This window comes from Microvirga yunnanensis (assembly GCF_025460875.1).
Genome location: NZ_JAMXFI010000160.1, coordinates 1 through 19,006, shown reverse-complemented (window position 1 = coordinate 19,006; position 19,006 = coordinate 1). Strand labels below are relative to the sequence as shown.

At 62.4% G+C, this 19,006-nt stretch carries 16 protein-coding genes and 7 pseudogenes; 10 read left to right on the top strand and 13 right to left on the bottom strand.

The features are described from left to right. The first annotated feature begins 204 nt into the window (after positions 1-204). Positions 205-1,361: pseudogene (locus tag NF876_RS39555) on the top strand (IS110 family RNA-guided transposase). A 382-nt stretch (positions 1,362-1,743) separates the two neighbouring features. Here the strand turns inward: NF876_RS39555 and NF876_RS39550 are convergent. Both NF876_RS39550 and NF876_RS39545 read right to left on the bottom strand, forming a co-directional pair. Continuing rightward, positions 1,744-2,454 (bottom strand): annotated as a pseudogene (locus NF876_RS39550) (IS701 family transposase); the annotation flags it as partial. Next, a pseudogene (locus NF876_RS39545) lies at positions 2,445-2,807 on the bottom strand (transposase family protein); the annotation flags it as partial. The pseudogenes NF876_RS39545 and NF876_RS39550, both read right to left, overlap by 10 nt. Here NF876_RS39545 and NF876_RS39540 point away from each other — a divergent pair. Next, a complete protein-coding gene (locus NF876_RS39540) occupies positions 2,757-3,209 on the top strand; it encodes an ImmA/IrrE family metallo-endopeptidase (protein WP_247654123.1) in 453 nt (150 codons plus the stop codon). The pseudogene NF876_RS39545 and the gene NF876_RS39540 sit on opposite strands and share 51 nt — an antisense overlap. Before the next feature lie 170 nt (positions 3,210-3,379). Here the strand turns inward: NF876_RS39540 and NF876_RS39535 are convergent, their stop codons facing one another. The 7 genes and pseudogenes from NF876_RS39535 to NF876_RS39500 form a co-directional block, all read right to left on the bottom strand. Continuing rightward, complete coding sequence (locus NF876_RS39535; RefSeq protein WP_210805007.1) at positions 3,380-3,706, bottom strand: helix-turn-helix domain-containing protein; 327 nt, start codon at positions 3,704-3,706, stop codon at positions 3,380-3,382. After that, positions 3,703-4,050, bottom strand: a complete 348-nt coding sequence (locus NF876_RS39530) for a type II toxin-antitoxin system RelE/ParE family toxin (protein ID WP_210805005.1) — start codon at positions 4,048-4,050, stop codon at positions 3,703-3,705. The genes NF876_RS39535 and NF876_RS39530 overlap by 4 nt, the downstream gene beginning before the upstream one ends. A 189-nt stretch (positions 4,051-4,239) precedes the next feature. Beyond that, positions 4,240-5,342: pseudogene (locus tag NF876_RS39525) on the bottom strand (IS3 family transposase). Between the two features lie 225 nt (positions 5,343-5,567). Next, positions 5,568-7,289 carry a SulP family inorganic anion transporter gene (locus tag NF876_RS39520; RefSeq protein ID WP_210805798.1) on the bottom strand — a complete coding sequence of 574 codons (1,722 nt, stop codon included), beginning with the start codon at positions 7,287-7,289 and terminating at the stop codon, positions 5,568-5,570. A 70-nt stretch (positions 7,290-7,359) separates the two neighbouring features. After that, the gene (locus NF876_RS39515; protein ID WP_210805796.1) at positions 7,360-7,629 is read right to left on the bottom strand and encodes a helix-turn-helix domain-containing protein; all 270 of its coding nucleotides are present in this window, start codon (positions 7,627-7,629) and stop codon (positions 7,360-7,362) included. A 394-nt stretch (positions 7,630-8,023) separates the two neighbouring features. Beyond that, complete coding sequence (locus NF876_RS39505; protein WP_210805794.1) at positions 8,024-8,710, bottom strand: helix-turn-helix domain-containing protein; 687 nt, start codon at positions 8,708-8,710, stop codon at positions 8,024-8,026. 120 nt (positions 8,711-8,830) lie between these two features. After that, complete coding sequence (locus NF876_RS39500; RefSeq protein WP_210805791.1) at positions 8,831-9,211, bottom strand: response regulator transcription factor; 381 nt, start codon at positions 9,209-9,211, stop codon at positions 8,831-8,833. A 504-nt stretch (positions 9,212-9,715) separates the two neighbouring features. Between NF876_RS39500 and hmpA the strand changes: the two are divergent. Further along, positions 9,716-10,929, top strand: a pseudogene (hmpA, locus tag NF876_RS39495) (NO-inducible flavohemoprotein). 190 nt (positions 10,930-11,119) lie between these two features. After that, a complete protein-coding gene (locus tag NF876_RS39490) occupies positions 11,120-11,329 on the top strand; it encodes a cold-shock protein (RefSeq protein WP_262273283.1) in 210 nt (69 codons plus the stop codon). Between the two features lie 69 nt (positions 11,330-11,398). On the opposite strand, the pseudogene NF876_RS39485 reads toward NF876_RS39490, so the two are convergent. Both NF876_RS39485 and NF876_RS39480 read right to left on the bottom strand, forming a co-directional pair. Then, a pseudogene (locus NF876_RS39485) lies at positions 11,399-11,623 on the bottom strand (c-type cytochrome); the annotation flags it as partial. A 218-nt stretch (positions 11,624-11,841) separates the two neighbouring features. Beyond that, complete coding sequence (locus NF876_RS39480; protein ID WP_262273282.1) at positions 11,842-12,084, bottom strand: hypothetical protein; 243 nt, start codon at positions 12,082-12,084, stop codon at positions 11,842-11,844. 185 nt (positions 12,085-12,269) lie between these two features. On the opposite strand from NF876_RS39480, the gene NF876_RS39475 reads away from it, so the two are divergent. From NF876_RS39475 to NF876_RS39460, 4 genes are all read left to right on the top strand, one after another. Further along, a complete protein-coding gene (locus tag NF876_RS39475) occupies positions 12,270-12,533 on the top strand; it encodes a hypothetical protein (RefSeq protein WP_210805785.1) in 264 nt (87 codons plus the stop codon). A 60-nt stretch (positions 12,534-12,593) separates the two neighbouring features. Continuing rightward, positions 12,594-12,800, top strand: a complete 207-nt coding sequence (locus NF876_RS39470; RefSeq protein WP_210805783.1) for a hypothetical protein — start codon at positions 12,594-12,596, stop codon at positions 12,798-12,800. A 124-nt stretch (positions 12,801-12,924) separates the two neighbouring features. After that, on the top strand, positions 12,925-13,767 hold the full coding sequence (locus NF876_RS39465) for a universal stress protein (RefSeq protein WP_210805781.1): 843 nt from the start codon (positions 12,925-12,927) through the stop codon (positions 13,765-13,767). 70 nt (positions 13,768-13,837) lie between these two features. Continuing rightward, positions 13,838-14,911 (top strand): NAD(P)-dependent alcohol dehydrogenase, encoded by a 1,074-nt coding sequence (locus tag NF876_RS39460; protein ID WP_210805779.1) that lies wholly within the window; start codon positions 13,838-13,840, stop codon positions 14,909-14,911. A 26-nt stretch (positions 14,912-14,937) separates the two neighbouring features. On the opposite strand, the gene NF876_RS39455 is transcribed toward NF876_RS39460, so the two are convergent. Then, positions 14,938-16,818, bottom strand: coding sequence for a PHA/PHB synthase family protein (locus tag NF876_RS39455; protein ID WP_210805777.1), 1,881 nt, complete (start codon positions 16,816-16,818; stop codon positions 14,938-14,940). Positions 16,819-17,137: 319 nt separating this feature from the next. On the opposite strand from NF876_RS39455, the gene NF876_RS39450 reads away from it, so the two are divergent. Next, on the top strand, positions 17,138-17,440 hold the full coding sequence (locus NF876_RS39450; protein WP_210805775.1) for a hypothetical protein: 303 nt from the start codon (positions 17,138-17,140) through the stop codon (positions 17,438-17,440). 210 nt (positions 17,441-17,650) lie between these two features. Here the strand turns inward: NF876_RS39450 and NF876_RS39445 are convergent, their stop codons facing one another. Then, positions 17,651-18,682 (bottom strand): IS110 family RNA-guided transposase, encoded by a 1,032-nt coding sequence (locus NF876_RS39445; protein ID WP_210805773.1) that lies wholly within the window; start codon positions 18,680-18,682, stop codon positions 17,651-17,653. 143 nt (positions 18,683-18,825) lie between these two features. On the opposite strand from NF876_RS39445, the pseudogene NF876_RS39440 reads away from it, so the two are divergent. Further along, a pseudogene (locus tag NF876_RS39440) lies at positions 18,826-19,006 on the top strand (IS6 family transposase); the annotation flags it as partial.

The following is a 19,006-nucleotide window of genomic DNA, read 5'->3' as shown; positions in this document are numbered from 1 at the left end:
CTGGCCAAGGACTACGAACGCCTGGTCGAGACCGGCGAGATGCTGCTTTACCTCGCCATGAGCCGCATTCTGCTGCGCCGCCTCACGCGAAAGGAAAGATAATTGCTCATCAGCCTCTAGCACTACAGATCCTATGGGGGTGGATAGCGGTCCACTCTCTGGCAGAGTGAGGTTGCTGTATCCACTCACGCTGGAGACCAACCGATGTCCGTTGAGCCCCGATTTGAGCAAACCGCTATCCGCACCCATCTTGGCGCAATCTTCGTCTCCCTGGAACTGAGTCTTCGGTGTGGCTGATCACCTCTCTGTCGCCCGGGGCCGGCGAGACGATGTCCAGGCACAGCGTGCGGGGCGGCGATGTGGCCGGCCTGCTGATGCGGTTTGCGCAGCTGCAGGAGAAAGCGCGCGCGCGAACCGGTCAGATGGTTCCGATCATCACTGTTCAGGAGGCGGGACTGGATGGGTTCTGGATCCATCACGTGCTGTTAAGCGAGGGGATCGAGAGCCATGTCGTCGATCCCGCCTCGATTGCGGTCTCCCGCCGCTGCCGGCGGGCCAAGACCGACAAGATTGACGGCGAGGCTCTGGTGCGCACGCTGCTGGCCTACAAGCGCGGGGAGCCGCGGGTCTGTGCCATGGTCCGGGCTCCCACGCCTGAGCAGGAGGATCGGCGCCGCATCAGCCGCGAGCGCAAGACGCTGACCGCCGAGCGGATCCAGCACGTCAACCGCGTCAAGGGCCTGCTGTTCGCGCAGGGGATCGGCGACTATGAGCCCCTGCACCGCGACCGCAGAACAAGGCTCGAGGCGCTCACGACCGGCGATGGCCGGCCGCTGCCGGTTCATCTCAAGGCTCAAATCAGCCGCGAACTCGACCGGCTCGATTTGCTGCTGGAGCAGATCAAAGCAGTCGAGGCCGAGCGGGATCACCTGCTCGCCTGTGCCGACGAGGAGGCCGGCGCCGTGCCACCCGGGCGCCTGCTTCCCCTGAAAGGCATCGGTCGGGAAGCCGCCGCTGTTCTGTGGGTGGAGGGCCTGTTCCGCACCTTCGCCAATCGCCGGCAGGTGGCCGCCTATGCGGGCCTGGCCCACCCCCTGGAAGAGCGGATCGGTGGATCGCGAGCAAGGCGTCTCGAAAGCCGGCAATCCGCGCCTGCGCACCACAATGAGCTCGCCTGGCTGTGGCTGCGCCATCAGCCGGCCTCGGCCCTGAGCCAGTGGTTCCAGGAGCGGGTCCGGCGCAATGGCGGGCGCCTGAAGAAGTCGATGATCGTGGCGCTCGCCCGTAAGCTGCTGATCGCGCTCTGGAAGTATGCGATAGCCGGAGTGATCATCGAGGGTGCCGTGATGAGGCCTGCGTAAGGCACGGCACGACTGGGTGGATGTGCTTCGCCGGACCCTGATCAGGCCCGGCGGATCCAGGTGGACGGACCGATGTGCAATAGGGCGTTCAGTGCCGCACTACAGAAGGGTCCCGTCGCCTGAGCCCCCGTCCGCTGCAAGCGGGATGATGGTGCGGCTGCGTGCGCGCAGCGACCGGATGTGAGTGGGAGCTGGCGCTGGACACGGGCCAGATCATGCAACGGGCTCAGACCTTGGATGCCAAACACCAGCCGGAGATCTGATCGGTGTTCCGATGAACCAGCATCTTGACGGACCAATGCCCATGTGAGTTGCACCTTTCGTTTGCGATGTGAGGCTTGCGCCATCGCCTGATGCGCGCGGCGCCAGGCGGACCAAGCGATCACGAGGGCAGGCTCAATCCGGCGCTGCTGGAGGCGTGTGGCGACGCGGCGGATTTCCTGGACAGACCAGCATACCAACGCTGCAGCCTGGCTTCGTCTCGACTTTTTTGGGGTGAGGTGAAGCGGTTGGCGCGCTCGCGCACCACCGCCAGCATGGCAAACGCCAGCATCACCAATGAGACGTGCCGGTGCCAGCCATGCCAGGAGCGCGTCTCGTTGTGGGTGAGCCCCAACTCGGTCTTCGCCGTCTCAAACGCATCCTCGATCGCCCAGCGCTGGCCTTCCACCCGCACCAGCTCTTCAATCGGCGTGCCGGCTGGACACCAGGTCGAGAAGAACGCCAGGTCCCCATCAGAGAGGTTGCGGCGGATCAACAGGCCGCGCGTCCACAGGCCGGTGAGCGCCTCGTTGTATTCCTCCGCCTCAAGATCGGCCAACTCGACGTACGCCCAGTCATACAAGCGCGCTCCCTTGGTGCCGTCGCCCGCCGACAGGCGCTGCCAGGTCTCAGGCGCCAGAGCCTTGGCAATCTGCTCGGCCGTGCCGGCCACTTCGGGCTTGTCGATCCAGGAGGAGAACTGATCCGTGGCATGCGCGCCCAGCACGTAGCCCTTGCCGGCCCGGCGCAACTGCATCTCGATGGCTCCCACACCATAGATCGTGTCGGCAGCGACCCAGTCGAAGGGGACGCCGGCGGCAAGAGCCCGTGTGTGACCTTGAATGGGAAGGCACGGACCGCCTCTTTCAGGAAGGCGACCGCGCTTGTGGCCAGTTCGTCATCATAGACGGCCAGGTGCACCCAGCGCGAGCAGCGGTCAATGGCTACATAGAGAGAGCGCTTGCGCCGCTCCCCATTGGCGGTCTGCAGCTTCGGCAGATGCTTGATGTCCATGTGCACGAAGCCGAGATCGTAGTCCTTGAACGTGCCGAGCTTGCGCTTGCGCTGCTGCGCCGGCGGCAGGCGGCCTAAGCCTTCAGCCTTGAGGATGCGGTAGACTGCATCCCGGTTGAGATGCGGCAGGAAGTGCGTGACCACAAAGGTCAGATCATCCAGCGGAAAACCGAGGTAGCATACCCTCGCGGGAAGAAAGGCCAGGCTGAATTTTCCGCCGTTACCTTGTGCAAAGGACCTCACCGCCTCATCATCCATAATGATGGTCACCACAAGAAGCGTCAGGCCGCTAACATCGCTCATGAATTGAGCCATGAGCTTTTGATCCATCCATCGAAGCCTCTGCTCAATGAGACCGGCTCCAGGCACTACGACGCTAACATCGAAGAAGAAGCCGCTTGGCTTGGCCCAGCCCTTCTTATTTCAGAAGAGGCTGCCCTTCTCGTCGCAGAGCGCAAATACTCCCTCACCGAAGCGTCTGACATTTATGGCGCCAGCGAGGAGGTTGTGCGGATGCGCTTGAATGTGACCAGCGCCTATCGGCGAAGCCGATCAAAACAACAGGCAGCCTAAAACATAGATGCTTATGCTCGTGTTAGCCCCTCGCGCGTAGCCGCATAGGCGCGACTATGCTTTCCATTGAAACTAAATAACTATATTGTGCATCTTTCATAAAAACTTCCGCCGCAGAAGACTCGGGACCGAGAACGCGTCGATCGTCTCTGTCGCGTGCAATGTTTACGTCAACGATGCGCTAGAGCAGGAGGATGACGCTTGGCACTCGACCGTACCTTCACATTGACATCAACCTGCTGACCGAGGCGGCCGAGCACCGTCATTAGCCGGTCCACGGTGAACCGGTCCAGCTTGACGTTGCGGATGCGAGAAAAGTCGGCGGCCGCGATCCCTGTCAGCTCGGCGGCCTCGCGGACCGTCAGGTGCCGGCGATCGAGCGTCTTGACGATCTGCGCCGCCAGGATCGAACGCAGCTGCTCTAAGTCAGGGTTAGGCAGGACAAGATCGCGGAAGACGTTGCCACTGCCTCGCACCAGTTCAAAATCGTCGTTCATCGCAAGGCCTCCTTCAGCCGTTTCAGGCGGTCACGGATCAGGTCGATTTCGGCTTTGGGCGTGCCGATCCCGCTTTTGGACTTCTTTTGGAACGCATGCACAACCCAGATCTCATCTCCTATCTGCAGCGCGTACACGACGCGGAATGCATCTCCCCGGTGCTTTAGGGCCAGCTCCAGCACCCCTGAACCAAGCCCTGTCAGAGGTTTGGCGATATCAGGGTGCCCGCCCTCGGCCACGACGGTCAGGGCACGGGCCATTTCCTGCCGTGTCCCCAAGGGAAACTCCTCAAAATCCTTTCGGGCCGCCTTGATCCATGAGATCGGCCTAGTCTTTCTTGCCATATAGGCCGTGTTGTCATATTTGACAACATGGCGTCAATAGATTCCTACAAACTTTCGTTCGCCGCACCAACGTCCATCAGGCTTGAAGGGGCCAGAACAAGATCTGATGTGGCCTGCCCCATGTGGGTGATCCGGGTGTGATGTTAATTCAGGGTTGGTTTGGAGCTGCCCCCATATGTGATCCACGGCCTATGCAACTTTCCGGGCTTGATGAGTTTGTTGGGCGAAGGCGTTCGGCGTCAAGCCGCCGAGCGCCGTATGGGGCCTGGTCTCATTGTAATCTCTCCTCCAGTCTTCGATCCGCTCCCGGGCATCGGCCATGGATAAGAACCATGATGCATTCAGGCACTCCGCCCGCAGGCGGCCGTTGAATGCCTCGATGTACGCATTATCCGTGGGCGTTCCGGGCCGCGAGAAGTCGATCTCCACCCGGTTGAGATACGCCCATTGGTCCAGGGCCCGACCGGCAAATTCCGGGCGTTGTCTACCCGTAGGCTCTTGGGACGGCCACGGCTTCTGGCGATCTCATCGAGTGCTTCCACCACCTGATGGGCCCGGAAACTCACTCGCGGCACTATCGCCAGTGACTCTCGCGTATGGCAGTCCACCACGGTCAGGATCCGGAACGGACGTCCGTCGAAAAGCTGGTCAGCTCCTGCCAGTCCATCGCCCACACCTCGTTGGGACCACCCACCTCCGGACGACCCTGTCGGTAGCGCCAGGCGCGCTTGCGCTTGGGTGCCTTGGGCCGGATCGACAGCCCTTCCCGCGGTAGAGGCGGTAGGTGCGTTTGTGGTTCACCGGCCAGCCTTCCCGCCGCAGCAGAATGTGCAGCCGACGATAGCCGTAGCGCACACGGGCAGCCGCGAGCTCCTTGAGCCGCATCCGCAGCTCGACCTGCGGATCAGATCGCTGGCGGTAGCGCTGCGAGGAGCGTTGGAAGCCGGTGGCGGAGCATGCCCGTCGTTCGCTGATGCCATAGGCCCTCTGCAGATGGCCTGCGATCTCGCGCCGAACGACGGGCTTCACCACTTTCTTTTGAGCACGTCCTGCAACATGGTCTTGTCCAGGCTGAGATCCGCCACGAGCTTCTTGAGCCGGGTGTTCTCATCCTCGAGCTGCTTGAGGCGTCGGATCTCGGCCACGCCCATGCCGGCGAACTGCTTCTTCCATCGGTAGAACGTCGGTTCGGTGATGCCCATTTTGCGGATCACCTCGGCCACCGGTGTGCCGCTTTCCACCTGGCGCAGGGCAAAGGCGATCTGTTCTTCCGTATACCGCGATCTCTTCATGGCACTGACCCTCCTCAAGGATCAAAATGCCCGGAAAGTTTGATGGGTCAGGACCACTCGCCTGTCGTGCCCTTTCATCAGCGCCGGTCAATCAGGTGGTAGTGCCATACGCTCCGACGCAAAACGATCGCTTCCAAATCTGAGATCTGCCGTCGCGCACTGGGCAGCACAATTATTTGTCGGCTCGAACAGGCCTTCATCCATGCCTTTCGTCATGGATTACCTTCAGAACTTTGCGGGAGGCTCGTCCTCCTCAAACTTGTTATGAACTGACGCGAGTGCCTCCGGCACGGTTCGTTTGAAGCGGGCTCGCGGTGGCCGTATGCCATGGGTGAGTAGCACCCGCCGGATCAGCGGTCGGGCGCCAGCAACATAGATGGCTGCGTTGTGCCGTTGTGCTTTGCGCACGAAACCCTCGATGGTGGCAGCCGCCGTGCTGTCGAGCACCGGAACGGCCGAGAAATCGATGACATAAGCCTTAGGATGTTCTGCGATGCGATCAAGCGCCGCGGCCACCGTTGCGGCCGCGCCGAAGAAGAATGCGCCTGAGATCCGGTACACCACCACGTCCGGATCGGTCGCGAGCGTGGGATCGTACGGCTCACGGCCGTTGCCGTTCACGGTGTCGGGGCGATCCTCCTCCGGCAGGAGGGGAGATTGCTCGACTTCGACCGCCTCCGCCATCCGCTGCAGAAACACGAGCACGCCAATGCCGAAGCCCACGAGGATACCTTCAGTGAGATCGCGGAATACCACCAGCAGGAACGTGGCGAGCAGTACCACGGCGTCCCCCCTCGAGGCCCGCAGCAGCGTCGCGAACTCATGCTTTTCCGCCATGTTCCAGGCAACGGTCGCGAGGACAGCCGCCAGAGCCGAGAGCGGGATGAAGGAGGCGAGCGGCGCCGCAGTCAGCATGAACAGGAGCAAGAACACCGAGTGCAGCATCCCTGCGACCGGACCACGGGCCCCAGAGCGGACGTTTGTGGCGGTACGGGCGATCGTGCCCGTGACACAGATGCCGCCAAACAACCCCGAGGCAACGTTCGCGAAGCCCTGCGCCACCAGTTCGCAGTTCGAGCGGTGGCGACGGCCCGTCATGCTGTCTGCGACCACGGCCGAAAGGAGGCTCTCAATGCCGCCCAGCAGGGCAAATGACAGGGCGGCGGGAAGAAGCTCGGCGATCCTCGCGGCGGAGATCGGGGGCAGATGTGGCGCGGGCAAGGATTGGGGCAGGCCGCCGAAGCGGGTTCCAATGGTCTCGACGGGCAAGCCCAGGATCCAGGTCGCGAGGGCGGCTGCAGCCACCGCAATGACGAACACCGGCCAGTGCGGACGGAAGCGCCGGACGATGACAATGATGCCAACGGTCAGAAAAGCTACTACCAAGGCCGCGACATTCAGGGTCGGCAGGGCGTCCCAGAGCGCCATGAGCTTGGGAATGAAGGGCCCGGGTTCCTTGTCGAGCCGGAGCCCCAGCAGTTCCTTGAGCTGGCTCGCAAAGATGATGACGGCAATGCCGGCCGTGAAGCCCACGGTCACCGGATAGGGGATGAACTTGATGAAGGTTCCAAGCCGCAGGAACCCGATCGCCAGCAGAATCAGGCCGCTGAGCATGGTTGCAAGGAGGAGCCCATCGACGCCGTGCTGCTCGACAGTTGCCGCCACCAGCACGATAAAGGCCCCTGCCGGCCCGCCGATCTGAAACCGGCTTCCTCCCAGTGCCGAGACGATGAAGCCTCCGACAATAGCTGCGTAAAGGCCCCGGTCGGGGCTCACCCCTGAGGCGATGGCGATCGCCATCGAGAGCGGCAGGGCTACAATAGCGACCGTCAAACCAGCCGCGGCATCAGCGCGGAGGTCGGCTAATCGATATCGCTCCCGCAGGACCGTGACGAGCTTCGGAGTGAACAGTTCGGCAAAGGTTAGGTCAACAGCCCGTGCAGGCATACCGGCGCCTCCTCTAGCCACTGGAGCGGCAGGGATCATTGCTCCAAAGCAACGGTCGCGGTCATTTGCGTCAGGAGGAGCCGCTTGCGGTCTTGACTTGCTTGAACCGCACGCCTCGTCCGCCTTCACGGCTCACCGAATTCTCGCCGATGAGTTCTATCCCAGCCCGGTCGAACGCCTCGACAACCTTCGTAAGCGTCTCAACCACCCCTCGCACATTACCTGCGCTTGCTTCCATGCGTTGGATGGTTGGCAGCGAGACCCCTGCCATCTCCGCGAGCTGGCGTTGGTCAATGCCAAGGAGAGCACGGGCAGCACGGATTTGTGCGGCGGTGATCAATGAATGACACTCCCTCCATGCATTAAATGTCAGCCATGATCGCTGAACGATGATGTTGTGGCAATCAATCCAGATGAGTGATGGGTAAGCACCTGCAGCACGGCCGGTCTTCGCCCGGGGCGGCGCGGGGATGGGCCACACAGGGAGCCACAGGAGTTCTGCGCGCAGCGGGCCGTGGGCTGCTGCGCCGCTAGGGACGCCTGGTTGGACAGGATGGAGCGGATGGTCGTTGCACATCGCCCGCATTGAGGACTGCAGCCGAGGCAGCGGTAGACCTGGGCCAGCGTGCGCGGGCACAAGGGCCCATGCGACAGGCAGGTCTTCGTCACCATCTGAGAAAACGTTGCAGGAGCAGACGATCATGACGTGGAGTGCAGATCATCAGAGACGGCGGTCAACTGTCGAGGTGCTGCAGTGCAGCCGTGTTCCGCAACACGATCGATCGCCGCTGCGCCGGCATCGCGATGATGCCTTGGCGCTCCAGCTGTGTGAGGGTGCGGGACACGGTCTCAATCGTCAGACCGAGATAATCGGCGATGTCGGTTCGGGACATTGGGAGATCGATGTGTCCGTGGTCAGTCTCACGCTCTGCCAGGTCGAGCAGGAAAGCGGCGATTTTCTCCACGGCGCTTTTGCGGCCAAGTAATAGCATGTGGGCTTGGGCTCGTTCGAGCGCGCGCATCATCGCGGCTATGATCTGCCGGGACAAGGCCTCACCGCCGGTTGGTAACGTGTCGAGGCTGCCGCGCCGATACTTGATTACGGTCGTGTTCCCAAGCGCCTCGGCGGTGAAGCGGTGCTCCTCCCCGGTCTCGATGCCAAAGAAATCGCCTGGCAGGTGGAAAGACGCAATCTGCCGTCGCCCGTCATTGAGGAGCTTGCAGGTCCTCACTGCACCGGACACCACCTTGTACACAAAGACTGTCCTGTCACCTTCGGCGAAGATTTCCTCGTCTTTCGTGAAGGCACGGATTGCGCCCACAATGACGGCTTCTCGCTCCGGGCGGAACGACGGAACGCCCGTAAGCAGGGCGGGGCCCTGGATGGGCAGCGAAGCGGTGGCGGCAAGGGCGGTGTGCATGGAACCCTCGTTCTGGGTGTCTGACCTGAGTTGATCAATACTCCCACGCTTGATCCCGCAAAATTCAGATACTCTCCCTAGGGGATTCTACGGAGGTCGTCCCCGGCGCAGCGGGCCTGGTTATGCGGCGGCCGCCAGAGCACCGTGGATGCCGTCGAGCAGGGAACTGTCCTCGAGGGGCTTCTCCAAGACCTGCTGGAAGCCGGAGCGCAGGGCGCGCTCCCGGACCGCCGGTGAGCCTTTAGCCGTGATCAGGATGGCCGGCAGGCCAACATGTCGTTGCCGCAGACGCTCGACCAGGGTGATCCCGTCCACCTCCGGCATGGCATAGTCCACGACCAAGCACCCGCTTTGGGGCAGGGCGGGATCCGCCAGGAGCTGCTCGCCGCTGTCGTAGAGGTGCACCTCCAGCCCCTCCTGCTCAAGGGCGAACTTAAGGGACTGCCGAACGGCGGCGTCATCGTCGATGACGAGAATGATCGATCCTGGGAAGATTGGCATGGTGGCCCTGCTGCATTATCCTTGGGCAAACCCCCGCTCTGCGGGTGCAGGATTGATATGTCCCAAGCGCCCTGCCGAACCATTCAGGAATTGTCCTTAAGGCGCCTGTCTCGGATTGCCTGGATCGATGCCAGCCCGCAGCAGCTCACCTGCGCGGCGCGTTGGCCCACATCCGCATGCTCGTCACGTCAGGGCGGGTGCGGCTGCCGAAGAACGGAATCCCGAAGACGACCTTCAGCCCAAGCTCTGGCGGGCCTAAACGTCCAGGCGGCCGCCGAGAAGGCTCAGCGTGCCGAGACACCGACCGCGCGGTCGCGGCGGCAGTGACCGGGACACCGTCTGGCCTGCGACCGAAGGTGGTCAGGGCAATCCCTTAAGGAAAAAGCCTGGGTTTCGGCACCGGACCCGACGGCGTAACGCCTGAGAACCTACGGCGGGCCTCACCCATGCCGAACCGGTCCGTCGGCACCCTTTCCCCTGATGCGGCATCCCAGGAGGTCATCCGTGACGGACACATTGAGTGACAATACCATCCATCTCGTGAAGGCCACGGTGCCTGCGCTTCAGGAGCATGGGCTGGCGATCACCAAGCGCATGTACGAGCGCATGTTCCGGAACGAGGAGATCCGCGACCTCTTCAACCAGTCGCATCACGGCGAGACCGGCTCGCAGCCCAAGGCGCTGGCGAGCGCCATCCTGGCCTACGCCCAGAACATCGACAACCTGGGCGCGTTGGCGCCCTCCGTCGAGCGCATCGCCCAGAAGCACGTAGGCCTGAACATCCTGCCCGAGCACTACCCTCACGTGGCCGAGGCGCTGCTCGGCGCGATCAAGGACGTTCTTGGGGATGCCGCCACGGACGAGATCCTCACCGCCTGGGGCGAGGCGTACTGGTTCCTGGCGCACGTGCTGATCGGACGCGAGAAGGCCATCTACACCAGTCTCTCCACGGCGCCCGGCGGCTGGAACGGCTGGCGCAACTTCCGGATCGAGAGCAAGCAGCGCGAGAGCGAGGTCATCACCTCCTTCGTGCTCCGGCCCGAGGACGGCCGGCCTGTCCTGCTCCATAAGCCCGGTCAGTACCTGACCTTCTGGATCGAAGTGCCGGGCCAGCACCCGCTCAAGCGCAACTACAGCATCTCCAGCGCGCCGAACGGCGAGACCTACCGGATCTCTGTCAAACGGGAACCGCAGGGCATCGCCTCCACCTGACTGCATGAGCAGACCGAGATCGGGACCGTTCTCAAGGTGGCGCCGCCCGCCGGCGAGTTCTTCCTCAACGAGGAGTCGCCGCGCCCCGTGGTGCTCCTGAGCGGCGGCGTCGGGCTAACCCCGATGATAAGTATGCTGGAGACCATTGCGGCCCGCTATCCCAACAAGGCTGTGCATTACGTGCATGGCACGCTGAACGGCTCGACCCATGCCATGAGGGACCGTGTCTCTCCCTGGCCGAGGCCTATCCCAACAGCCGCGCGACAACCTTCTACGTCGAGCCGCGGCCGGAGGATCGGCTCGGGGACGACTACGATCATGAAGGCCTGATCACGGTGGACTGGTTGCGGGCCAACACGCCACTGAACGAGGCCGGCTTCTACCTGTGCGGCCCGCGGCCGTTCCTGCGGGCGTTCGTGGGAGGGTTGGCCTTGGCCGGATTCCGGTCGAACCGCATCCACTACGAGTTCTTTGGGCCGGCCGACGAGATCCTCGCCGCGGCCTAGCGATTACGGGAGGCTCCCAAGTGCCCGACGGGTCCGCCGAGAGGTATTGGGCTTGACGAAAGGGAGGAGGGAGCATGTCGGTGATCGAAATTTGGGACGGATCCGCGTCCGGCCGAATGCTTGACCTCTCCGCCATTCACGGCCCGATGAACGGGCAAAAGCGCATCTGATGGAACAAAAAGGAGATCCAATGGCGACTGGAACTGTGAAGTGGTACAACGAAACCAAAGGCTATGGTTTCATTCAACCGGACAATGGCGGCAAGGATGTTTTCGTCCATGCTACCGCGCTCGAGCGCGCCGGAATGCGTGGCTTGGCGGAAGGCCAGAAGATCTCCTATGAGGTGGAAGCTGACCGCCGCACCGGCAAAGAATCTGCGACCAACCTGCAGACGGCTTGATCAGCCTGTTAAGGTGTCAGCTCATGCTGAGCCTCAAGCCGCTCCTGACGGGGCGGCTTTTCGTTTCGGTGTGCCCGGCACCTCGGCCTTGGGGTCCTTGATGTACTCGGCGAACGTCGCCTCGTCCCAGGTCAGGCCGGAGTTCTTGTTGACGGGGAGTGCTTATAGCCGTCCACGGATCCCGAGCGCCGTCCGGTGACGCCGTTCAGGTGGGACCCACCGCATCTTGGCGTTCTCGCTGACCTGGTGGCAGGCCTTGCAAACGGCAAAGACTTTTTCGCCTGCATCGGCATCCTAAGCCTGGACTTGCGGCCGGGTCGAAGGTCAAGACAACAGGCACAAGAAGGGCGAGGCCCATCACAAACACTGGCCACGTCATGCCCAGAAGGTACCACTGAAAAGGTGCAAATCAGCAGGCTCATCCCGCGCGGCTTAGCTTCGGAAACACCTCATACGTTGCCTGAGAACTAACTAGACGCACGGATGAATCGCCTCCAACTGCATGAATGCTTCTACGGGCGCGCTACGGCGGCATCAATCCTGATGCGGATCGCATGAAGGACTCTGCACATGGACTTAAACGTCTGCGCAGACATCTCGACGCCTTCAGCATGGGCATCGATCGCCGTGGTGCAGTCAGACAGCGCGTTGGAAATGAAGATTAAGGTGTCCTCGTTATCGGGGCCATTCTCGATCCGGCCCGCTGCGTCATCCAGCATTCTCCGAGTGAGCTCGTCATATTGCTGATCGATCATAGGCTCCCCTCCGATCAGGACCGGCTCCCTCGGATATCCGCGTGGCCGGGGCTGCCCTGCGGGCCATGTCTCCGTAAAAATACGGAGTTTCTCTTTGCTCCGCATCAACGATACTGGCCTAAGATGCCGTAAAGTTCTTGGATCAACGTGGCTCCACATAATGATGAACAATCATGGAGGGAAACATGTCCAATCACGCCAGCCATCAGTACCGGATGTACTCGCCCGGCCTTGACCTGATGATGAAAGAGGTCGCGCGGACGCTAGGCCACATCGATTTCGAGCACCAGGTCGAACTGGAGAAAGTCGAGAAGAGCGCCAGCGCCAAGGAAATCAAGCAGTCCATCAGCGAAAAACTCAGGGCCGCCCACTGTGAGAGGCGTCAGCCCTATGTCGACCTGTTGAACCAGCTCTGGATGCAGCAACGCGGCCAGTCGTTCGCAGCCTAAGAGGATTTCCTTGTGGTTGATCTCAGGTGCTGATCCCACCGAAGCCTTCAGGAGGGTTCCATGCAATCCACGTTTCACATCGGTCAGCTTGTCCGTTTGAGCGAGGGTGCCGCTGACAGGGAGAAAGGACGCACCTACTGCGTCGTCAACATTGTCCCGGCTGGGACCGAGCGTCTGCCGGCCTACCTGATCAAGAACATGGCGGGTGGGGAGAAAATCGTGCAGCCGAAGGACATCAAGCCGGCTTCGGCTCATGCCCTGCCATAGCCGCAGCTAAGCCGCAGGCGCAGGTTGTTTTCTCAACCTCTGCGGCAGATCGAGGTGATGTTCCTACGCGGGGCGATTTCTTCTTCCACGGTCTCGCTCCAGGGATACGAGAGGGAGGAATGACATGATCGAGAACATCAAGAGCGTGTTGATCGGCCTGACGAAGGAGTTCGGTCCCGACGAGAACTCGGCCGCCTTGGGCTATGGCCTCTCGCTGGCGCAGCAGGCGGGCGCCCACGCCACTGTCCAGGCCGCTTCCGTCAAGCTGGACCTGTCGAGTGCCGGGATCAGCAAGGTCGTGGCCGGTCTTGTCCAGGAGGAGAACCAGCGCCTTCACGCCCTTGCCGAGGCGGCGGCCCGCAGTGCCCAAGGCGATGCCAGCGCGGCGGGAATTGTGTGGTCCACCGCAGCCCCGCATCTCAGCTATCCGGCACTGCTCGCCGTCTTCCGGGCGCAGGCCCGTCTGCATGATCTCACCGTGGTCGACGCAGAGCCGGAAGCCCTCGCCCTCGACCGGGGCCTGATCGATGCCCTGCTGATGGACAGCGGCCGTCCACTGCTTGTTGTCCCGCCCGGTCAGGCCGTATTCCGCGCCCAGCGTGTTATCCTGGCCTGGGACGGCAGCGGCCGCGCCGCCCGTGCCGCGGCCGACGCCCTGCCGTTCCTGCGGGCGGCCGAGACCGTGGAAGTGGTCGCCGTGATGGGCGAGAAGGACCTGCCCAGGACCGTAACCGGCGCCGACATCGCGCCGCATCTGACCCGCCACGGCTTCAATGTGAATGTCCAGACCCTGCCGGCCCTGAACGGCGACGTGGCCGAGACCCTGCGTAACCACGCTACCCTGACCCGTGCTGACATGATCGTCATGGGCGGATACGTCCATTCGCGGCTGCGCGAGTTGATGTTCGGTGGCGTGACCCAGTCCCTCCTGAAGCAATGCCCCGTAGCGCTGTTCCTCTCCTACTGACGTCAGGGGTACGGCAGGCCACGTCAGGAGAGCGGCCAAGCACCGACACAGCACATAGGAGGAGGTTGCCATGCCAAGGATGAAAGCTGCCGTCTTCGTCGAGCCCGGCCGCATCGTGCTCGACGAGAAGCCGATTCCGGACGTTGGTCCCCACGATGCGCTCGTCCGCATCACCACCACCACGATTTGCGGCACTGACGTCCACATCCTCAAGGGCGAATACCCGGTGGCCCGAGGCCTCACCATCGGTCATGAGCCGGTCGGCGTCATCGAGAAGCTCGGCTCGGCGGTGCAAGGCTACCACGAGGGCCAGCGGGTCGTCGCGGGCGCGATCACTCCGAGCGGGTACAGCGAGGCTTGCCTGTGCGGGTGCCACTCCCAGGATGCGGCCGGCACCAAGCATGGTTGGAAGCCGCTCGGCGGCTGGCGCTTCGGCAACACCCTCGATGGATCACGGGCCGAGTACCTTCTGGTGCCGGATGCCATGACGAACCTGGCTCTGGTGCCGGACGGTCTCACCGACGAGCAGGTGCTGATGTGCCCCGACATCATGTCCACCGGCTTTTCCGGCGCGGAGAGCGGCAACATCCACATTGGCGATACGGTGGCGGTCTTCGCACAAGGTTCGATTGGTCTGTGCGCTACCGCGGGCGCGCGCCTGATGGGGGCAACGACGATCATTGCGGTCGAGAGCGTGCCCGAGCGCATCGAGATGGCACGCCGAATGGGCGCCGATCACGTCGTTGACTTCACGAAGGCCGATCCGGTCGAGGAGATCCGCCGCCTCACTGATGGCCGCGGCGTTGATATTTCGATTGAGGCGCTCGGGCGGCAACAGACCTTCGAGGCAGCGTTGCGCGTGCTCCGTCCAGGCGGCAGCCTCTCATCGCTCGGCGTCTACTCGGGTGACCTCAAGATCCCGCTCGACGCATTCCTGGCAGGCCTTGGCGATCATACCATCCGGACCACGCTCTGCCCCGGCGGCAAGGAGCGCATGCGCCGGCTTATGGGAGCCATCGCCTCGGGACGCGTCGACACGCGGCCACTGGTGACGCACCGCTTCAAGCTCGATCAGATCGAGGAGGCCTATGACCTCTTCGCCAACCAGCGCGACGGCGTGCTGAAGGTGGCGATCACCCCATAGCCTCGGGGAGATGTCACGGCCGCCGATCAGGCCTGCTTCACATAGGTGCCGGGTGCATCGTACAGGGCAGGGTAACCCTGCGCCGGTGCACCCAGGGCCGGTGGATTGGTATGCTCGTCGGAATGTGAGCCCAGCCAGCGCACCCATTCCGGCCACCAGGAGCCCTCGAAGCGGGGCGCAACCCTGGTCCAAGTGTCGGGATCCAGATAGTGACCGCTGGCGGATCTCGTCAGAACCTGGAAGTTTCCTTTAGCCTGACCTGGATCGGCAACGATGCCGGTATTGTGCCCGCCCTTAGTGAGAAGGAAGGTGACGTCGGTATCCGCCAGGAGATGGATTTTGAATGCCGACCGCCAGGGCGCCACGTGATCGCGCTCGGTGCCGACCGCAAAGATCGGCGCCCGAATGTCACTGACGGCGATGGGCCGGCTATCGACCTGGAAGCGTCCTTCGGCGAGATCGTTGTTGAGGAAGAGCTGCCTCAGGTACTCCGTGTGCATGCGGTACGGCATGCGGGTGGCGTCGGCGTTCCAAGCCATAAGATCGTTCAGGGGCGTCCTCTCGCCCATGAGGTAGTGGCGGACGAGCCTCGACCAGATCAGGTCGTTTGAGCGCAGAAGCTGGAAGGCTCCTGCCATCTGCCGGGTGTCGAGATAGCCTTGGCTCCGCATGAGGTCCTCCAGGAAGTGGACCTGGCTCTCGTTGATGAACAACGTGAGCTCTCCGGCTTCGCGGAAGTCGGCCTGCGCCGCCAGCAGGGACATGGTCGCCAGGCGCTTGTCCCCATCGCGGGCCATGGCGGCCGCAGCAATCGAGAGGAGTGTGCCGCCAAGGCAGTAGCCGACCGCGTGAACCTTCTGATCGGGCTTGATGGCGTTCACGGCATCCAACGCGGCCATGATCCCGAGCTTGCGGTAATCGTCCATGCCCAGGTCCCGATCCTCCGCGGTCGGGTTCTTCCAGGAGATGATGAACACCGTGAAGCCCTGGTCCGTGAGATAACGGACGAGGGAGTTCTCGGGGGAAAGATCCAGGATGTAGTACTTCATGATCCAGGCCGGCACGATCAGGATCGGCTCCGGCCGAACCTGCTCGGTTGTCGGCTCATATTGGATCAGCTCAATGAGGCGGTTGCGATAGATCACCTTTCCCGGCGTGACGGCCACATCGCGGCCTGGCTGGAAGTGCTCCGCGCCAGCGGGGGGCTTGGAGCGGACAATCCGCTCCCAATCGTCCAGGAAGTTGCGGAAGCCCTGCACGAGGTTCTGGCCTCCCGTTCCTATGATGCGCCGCTGCACGACCGGGTTGGTCAGGAGAAAATTCGACGGCGATGCCATGTCGAGGATCTGGCGCGAAATGAACTCGACCACGGCCTGATGCTGCTTGGTGACGCCGTCTACATCGGTCGTGGCGTTGTCCCACCATTGCTGCTGGAGCAGGAAGCCTTGCTGCATGAGATTGAACGGCCATTGCTGCCACTCGGCCTCAGTGAAGCGTTTGTCCTGGGGCAACGGCTCGATGCACGGTTCGCATCTGCCTCCGCCCACTGCGCAGTGGGAGGCGAACTGCGCCAGTCGAGCCCATTTGCGGGCTGCCTTGGTGGCGAGTTCCACCTGCTTACCCGGCGAGATGGCCAGGTGGACGGCCCAATCCATGTAGGCGTCGGCAACGGCTGCCGGTGACAGCCCGCCGGTGAGGCGTGCCAGGCTCGCATGGGCAGCATGGTCAAGAACATCCCGGAGGCGATGGAGCTGAGCGTCATCCCAACTATCCGTTGAACCCTCCGGTGGGGGAACCAAGACGTGAGCTGCGGCTGCCTTACTTGGCTGTGCGTGCAGCGGGGCAACCTGGGTCGTACGGTTGGAGGCTCGGCCACCTTTAAGCGTCGTGGAAGTGCGAAGTGGCATTTCAGCCTCCGTGCTCTCACCCTCGTGGTAGGGCAGAGGATTGTCGTACAATGACAGCCGCTTTCGCCAAGTGCGTTGCGCTAGATCAAAGCATCGGTCCTGATTTCGACCACATAATGGTCGAGATTGATGGCTCGGCGAACCCGCTTCTCGCCTGGGCCGGCAGAGGGAGAGGACGATGATCAAGGACATCATGGTGCATCTGGATGGAAGCCCGGAGGACGAGATCCGTCTTTAATATGGCCAAGCCATTGCGTCCGCCGGGCAGGCTCACCTGATCGGCGTCTTCACCAACCTTCTGCCTGACCTGTCCATTGCCATGCCGTTCGATGGCGGCGCTGCCGCCGTCGTGCAGTTCGTGACCGAGTTGGAAGAACAAGCCCGCAAGGACGGCGATGCCACGTCAAAGCGTCTGGCCGAGAGGCTCACCGGACTTCAGGTGCCAACCGAGATACGCCGCTTCGACGAGACCTTCGGCACCATGTCGATTAAGGTGGCGGAACAGGCCCGTTACGCCGACGTCTTCATCGCCACGCGCCCCTATGGTGCAGGTGGCATTGTTCTCTTATTCCGGGGATCCTGGTCAAGCCCTTTGAGCGGCCCTTTCCGTCATTTCGGCTGATATCACCTGTCGGGTCATGGTTCTCTCCGTGGTCGGCAAACACCGCCGCATGATGGGGTCGGAAGCCTCAGCCTCGCCATGTTGCATACGCGGTCAATCTGCTCCCTGAGGTTCAGGTTTCAGGCCGCAACGGTGCCCACGCGATGGCTGCTGCCTCGTCCCGACAAGGGACATCACTCCGCCAGGGGGCGGATCTCGTGAGCTACAATCTCATGCCGGCAGGCCCTCCTTGTTGGACCAGCGGAAGTCGGTACCATCGTGCCACATTCTGTGGAGGATGACCGACAGCTTACGGGCGACCGCCACCATGGCCTTCTTTCCACCGACCTTCCTGGCGAGCCGCGTCCCCCACGCCTTGATCGACGACCAGCGCGAGACGCGGTTGAGAATGATGCCCGCCGCCTCAAAGAGGTAGGTTCGCAGGAGCGGATCGCCGCATTTCGAGATCCGCCCGCTCCGGTCGACCTCGCCCGACTGGTAGCGTCGCGGGGTCAGACCAAGATAAGCTCCCACACTCGAGGACTTCGAGAACCGTTCCGGCGCATCGATGACGCTGATATACGCCAATGCCACGAGTGAGCCGACGCCAGGAGCCGTCATGAGCCGCCGAGCCGCTTGGTTCTGTCGTGCCAGAGCCATGAGGCGACGGGAGAGGATGCCGATTTGCCGGCTGACCTCCTGCAAGGCTGTCAGGAGGGCCTCAACAGCATCCTTCAGTGGCCCATCGGCTACCAGTTCGCGCACGCGGTCAACAAAGGGCTGACGGCCTCCCTTGCCGGCGACCAGACCAAAGGGCTTGAGCATGCCGCGGATCTGGTTAATCAGGTCGACACGCACCTCGACCAGACGGGCTCGTGAGCTGAGGAAGCTACGGATCACTTGGCTGTCCAAGCTCTTGACGGTGACCTCCCGATACCAGCCCGTGCGCACGATTTGTGCCAGACCGAGCGCATCATTCGGGTCGGTCTTGTTCACCTGCAGGGACAGCGCTGCCTTGGCATGGCGGGCGTCCAGACAAATCACAGGCAAGCCGTGTTTCTTCAACTCATGCCAGTGCCATGTCGACAGCGGGCCGCTTTCCAGGCCAATCCGCACCACATGCGGCGCTCTCGCTTTGACGACTGCCGCAATGGCCTCGGGCGTCGAGGCGCATTTGCCGCGCCAGAGCGCCTTCCCATGCTCATCGACAATGCAGACGGCTGTCTGCTCCAGCGATACATCCAATCCGACATACTGCTTCATGAGGATACTCTCCGTTGGCTTCCAGTTTGGCCTGATCACATCAGACCCTACTTTACCGTCGAAGGGCACCAGGCCCGGAATAACCCCATGTTGCATTAACCTTTGCCGTGTAGCGAGGGATGGCTACTCGAGGAGCCATCCGGTTGTCGATCTTCAAGCGCCGTCGTTTTCCAATCGCGATCATCTTGCTGTGCGTACGCTGGTACTGCAAGTACGGGATCAGCTATCGCGATCTGTCTGAGATGATGCAGGAGCGCGGTGTCAAAGTAGACCCATCCACCCTCTTTCGTTGGGTGCAGCGCTATGCTCCGGAGATTAAGAAGC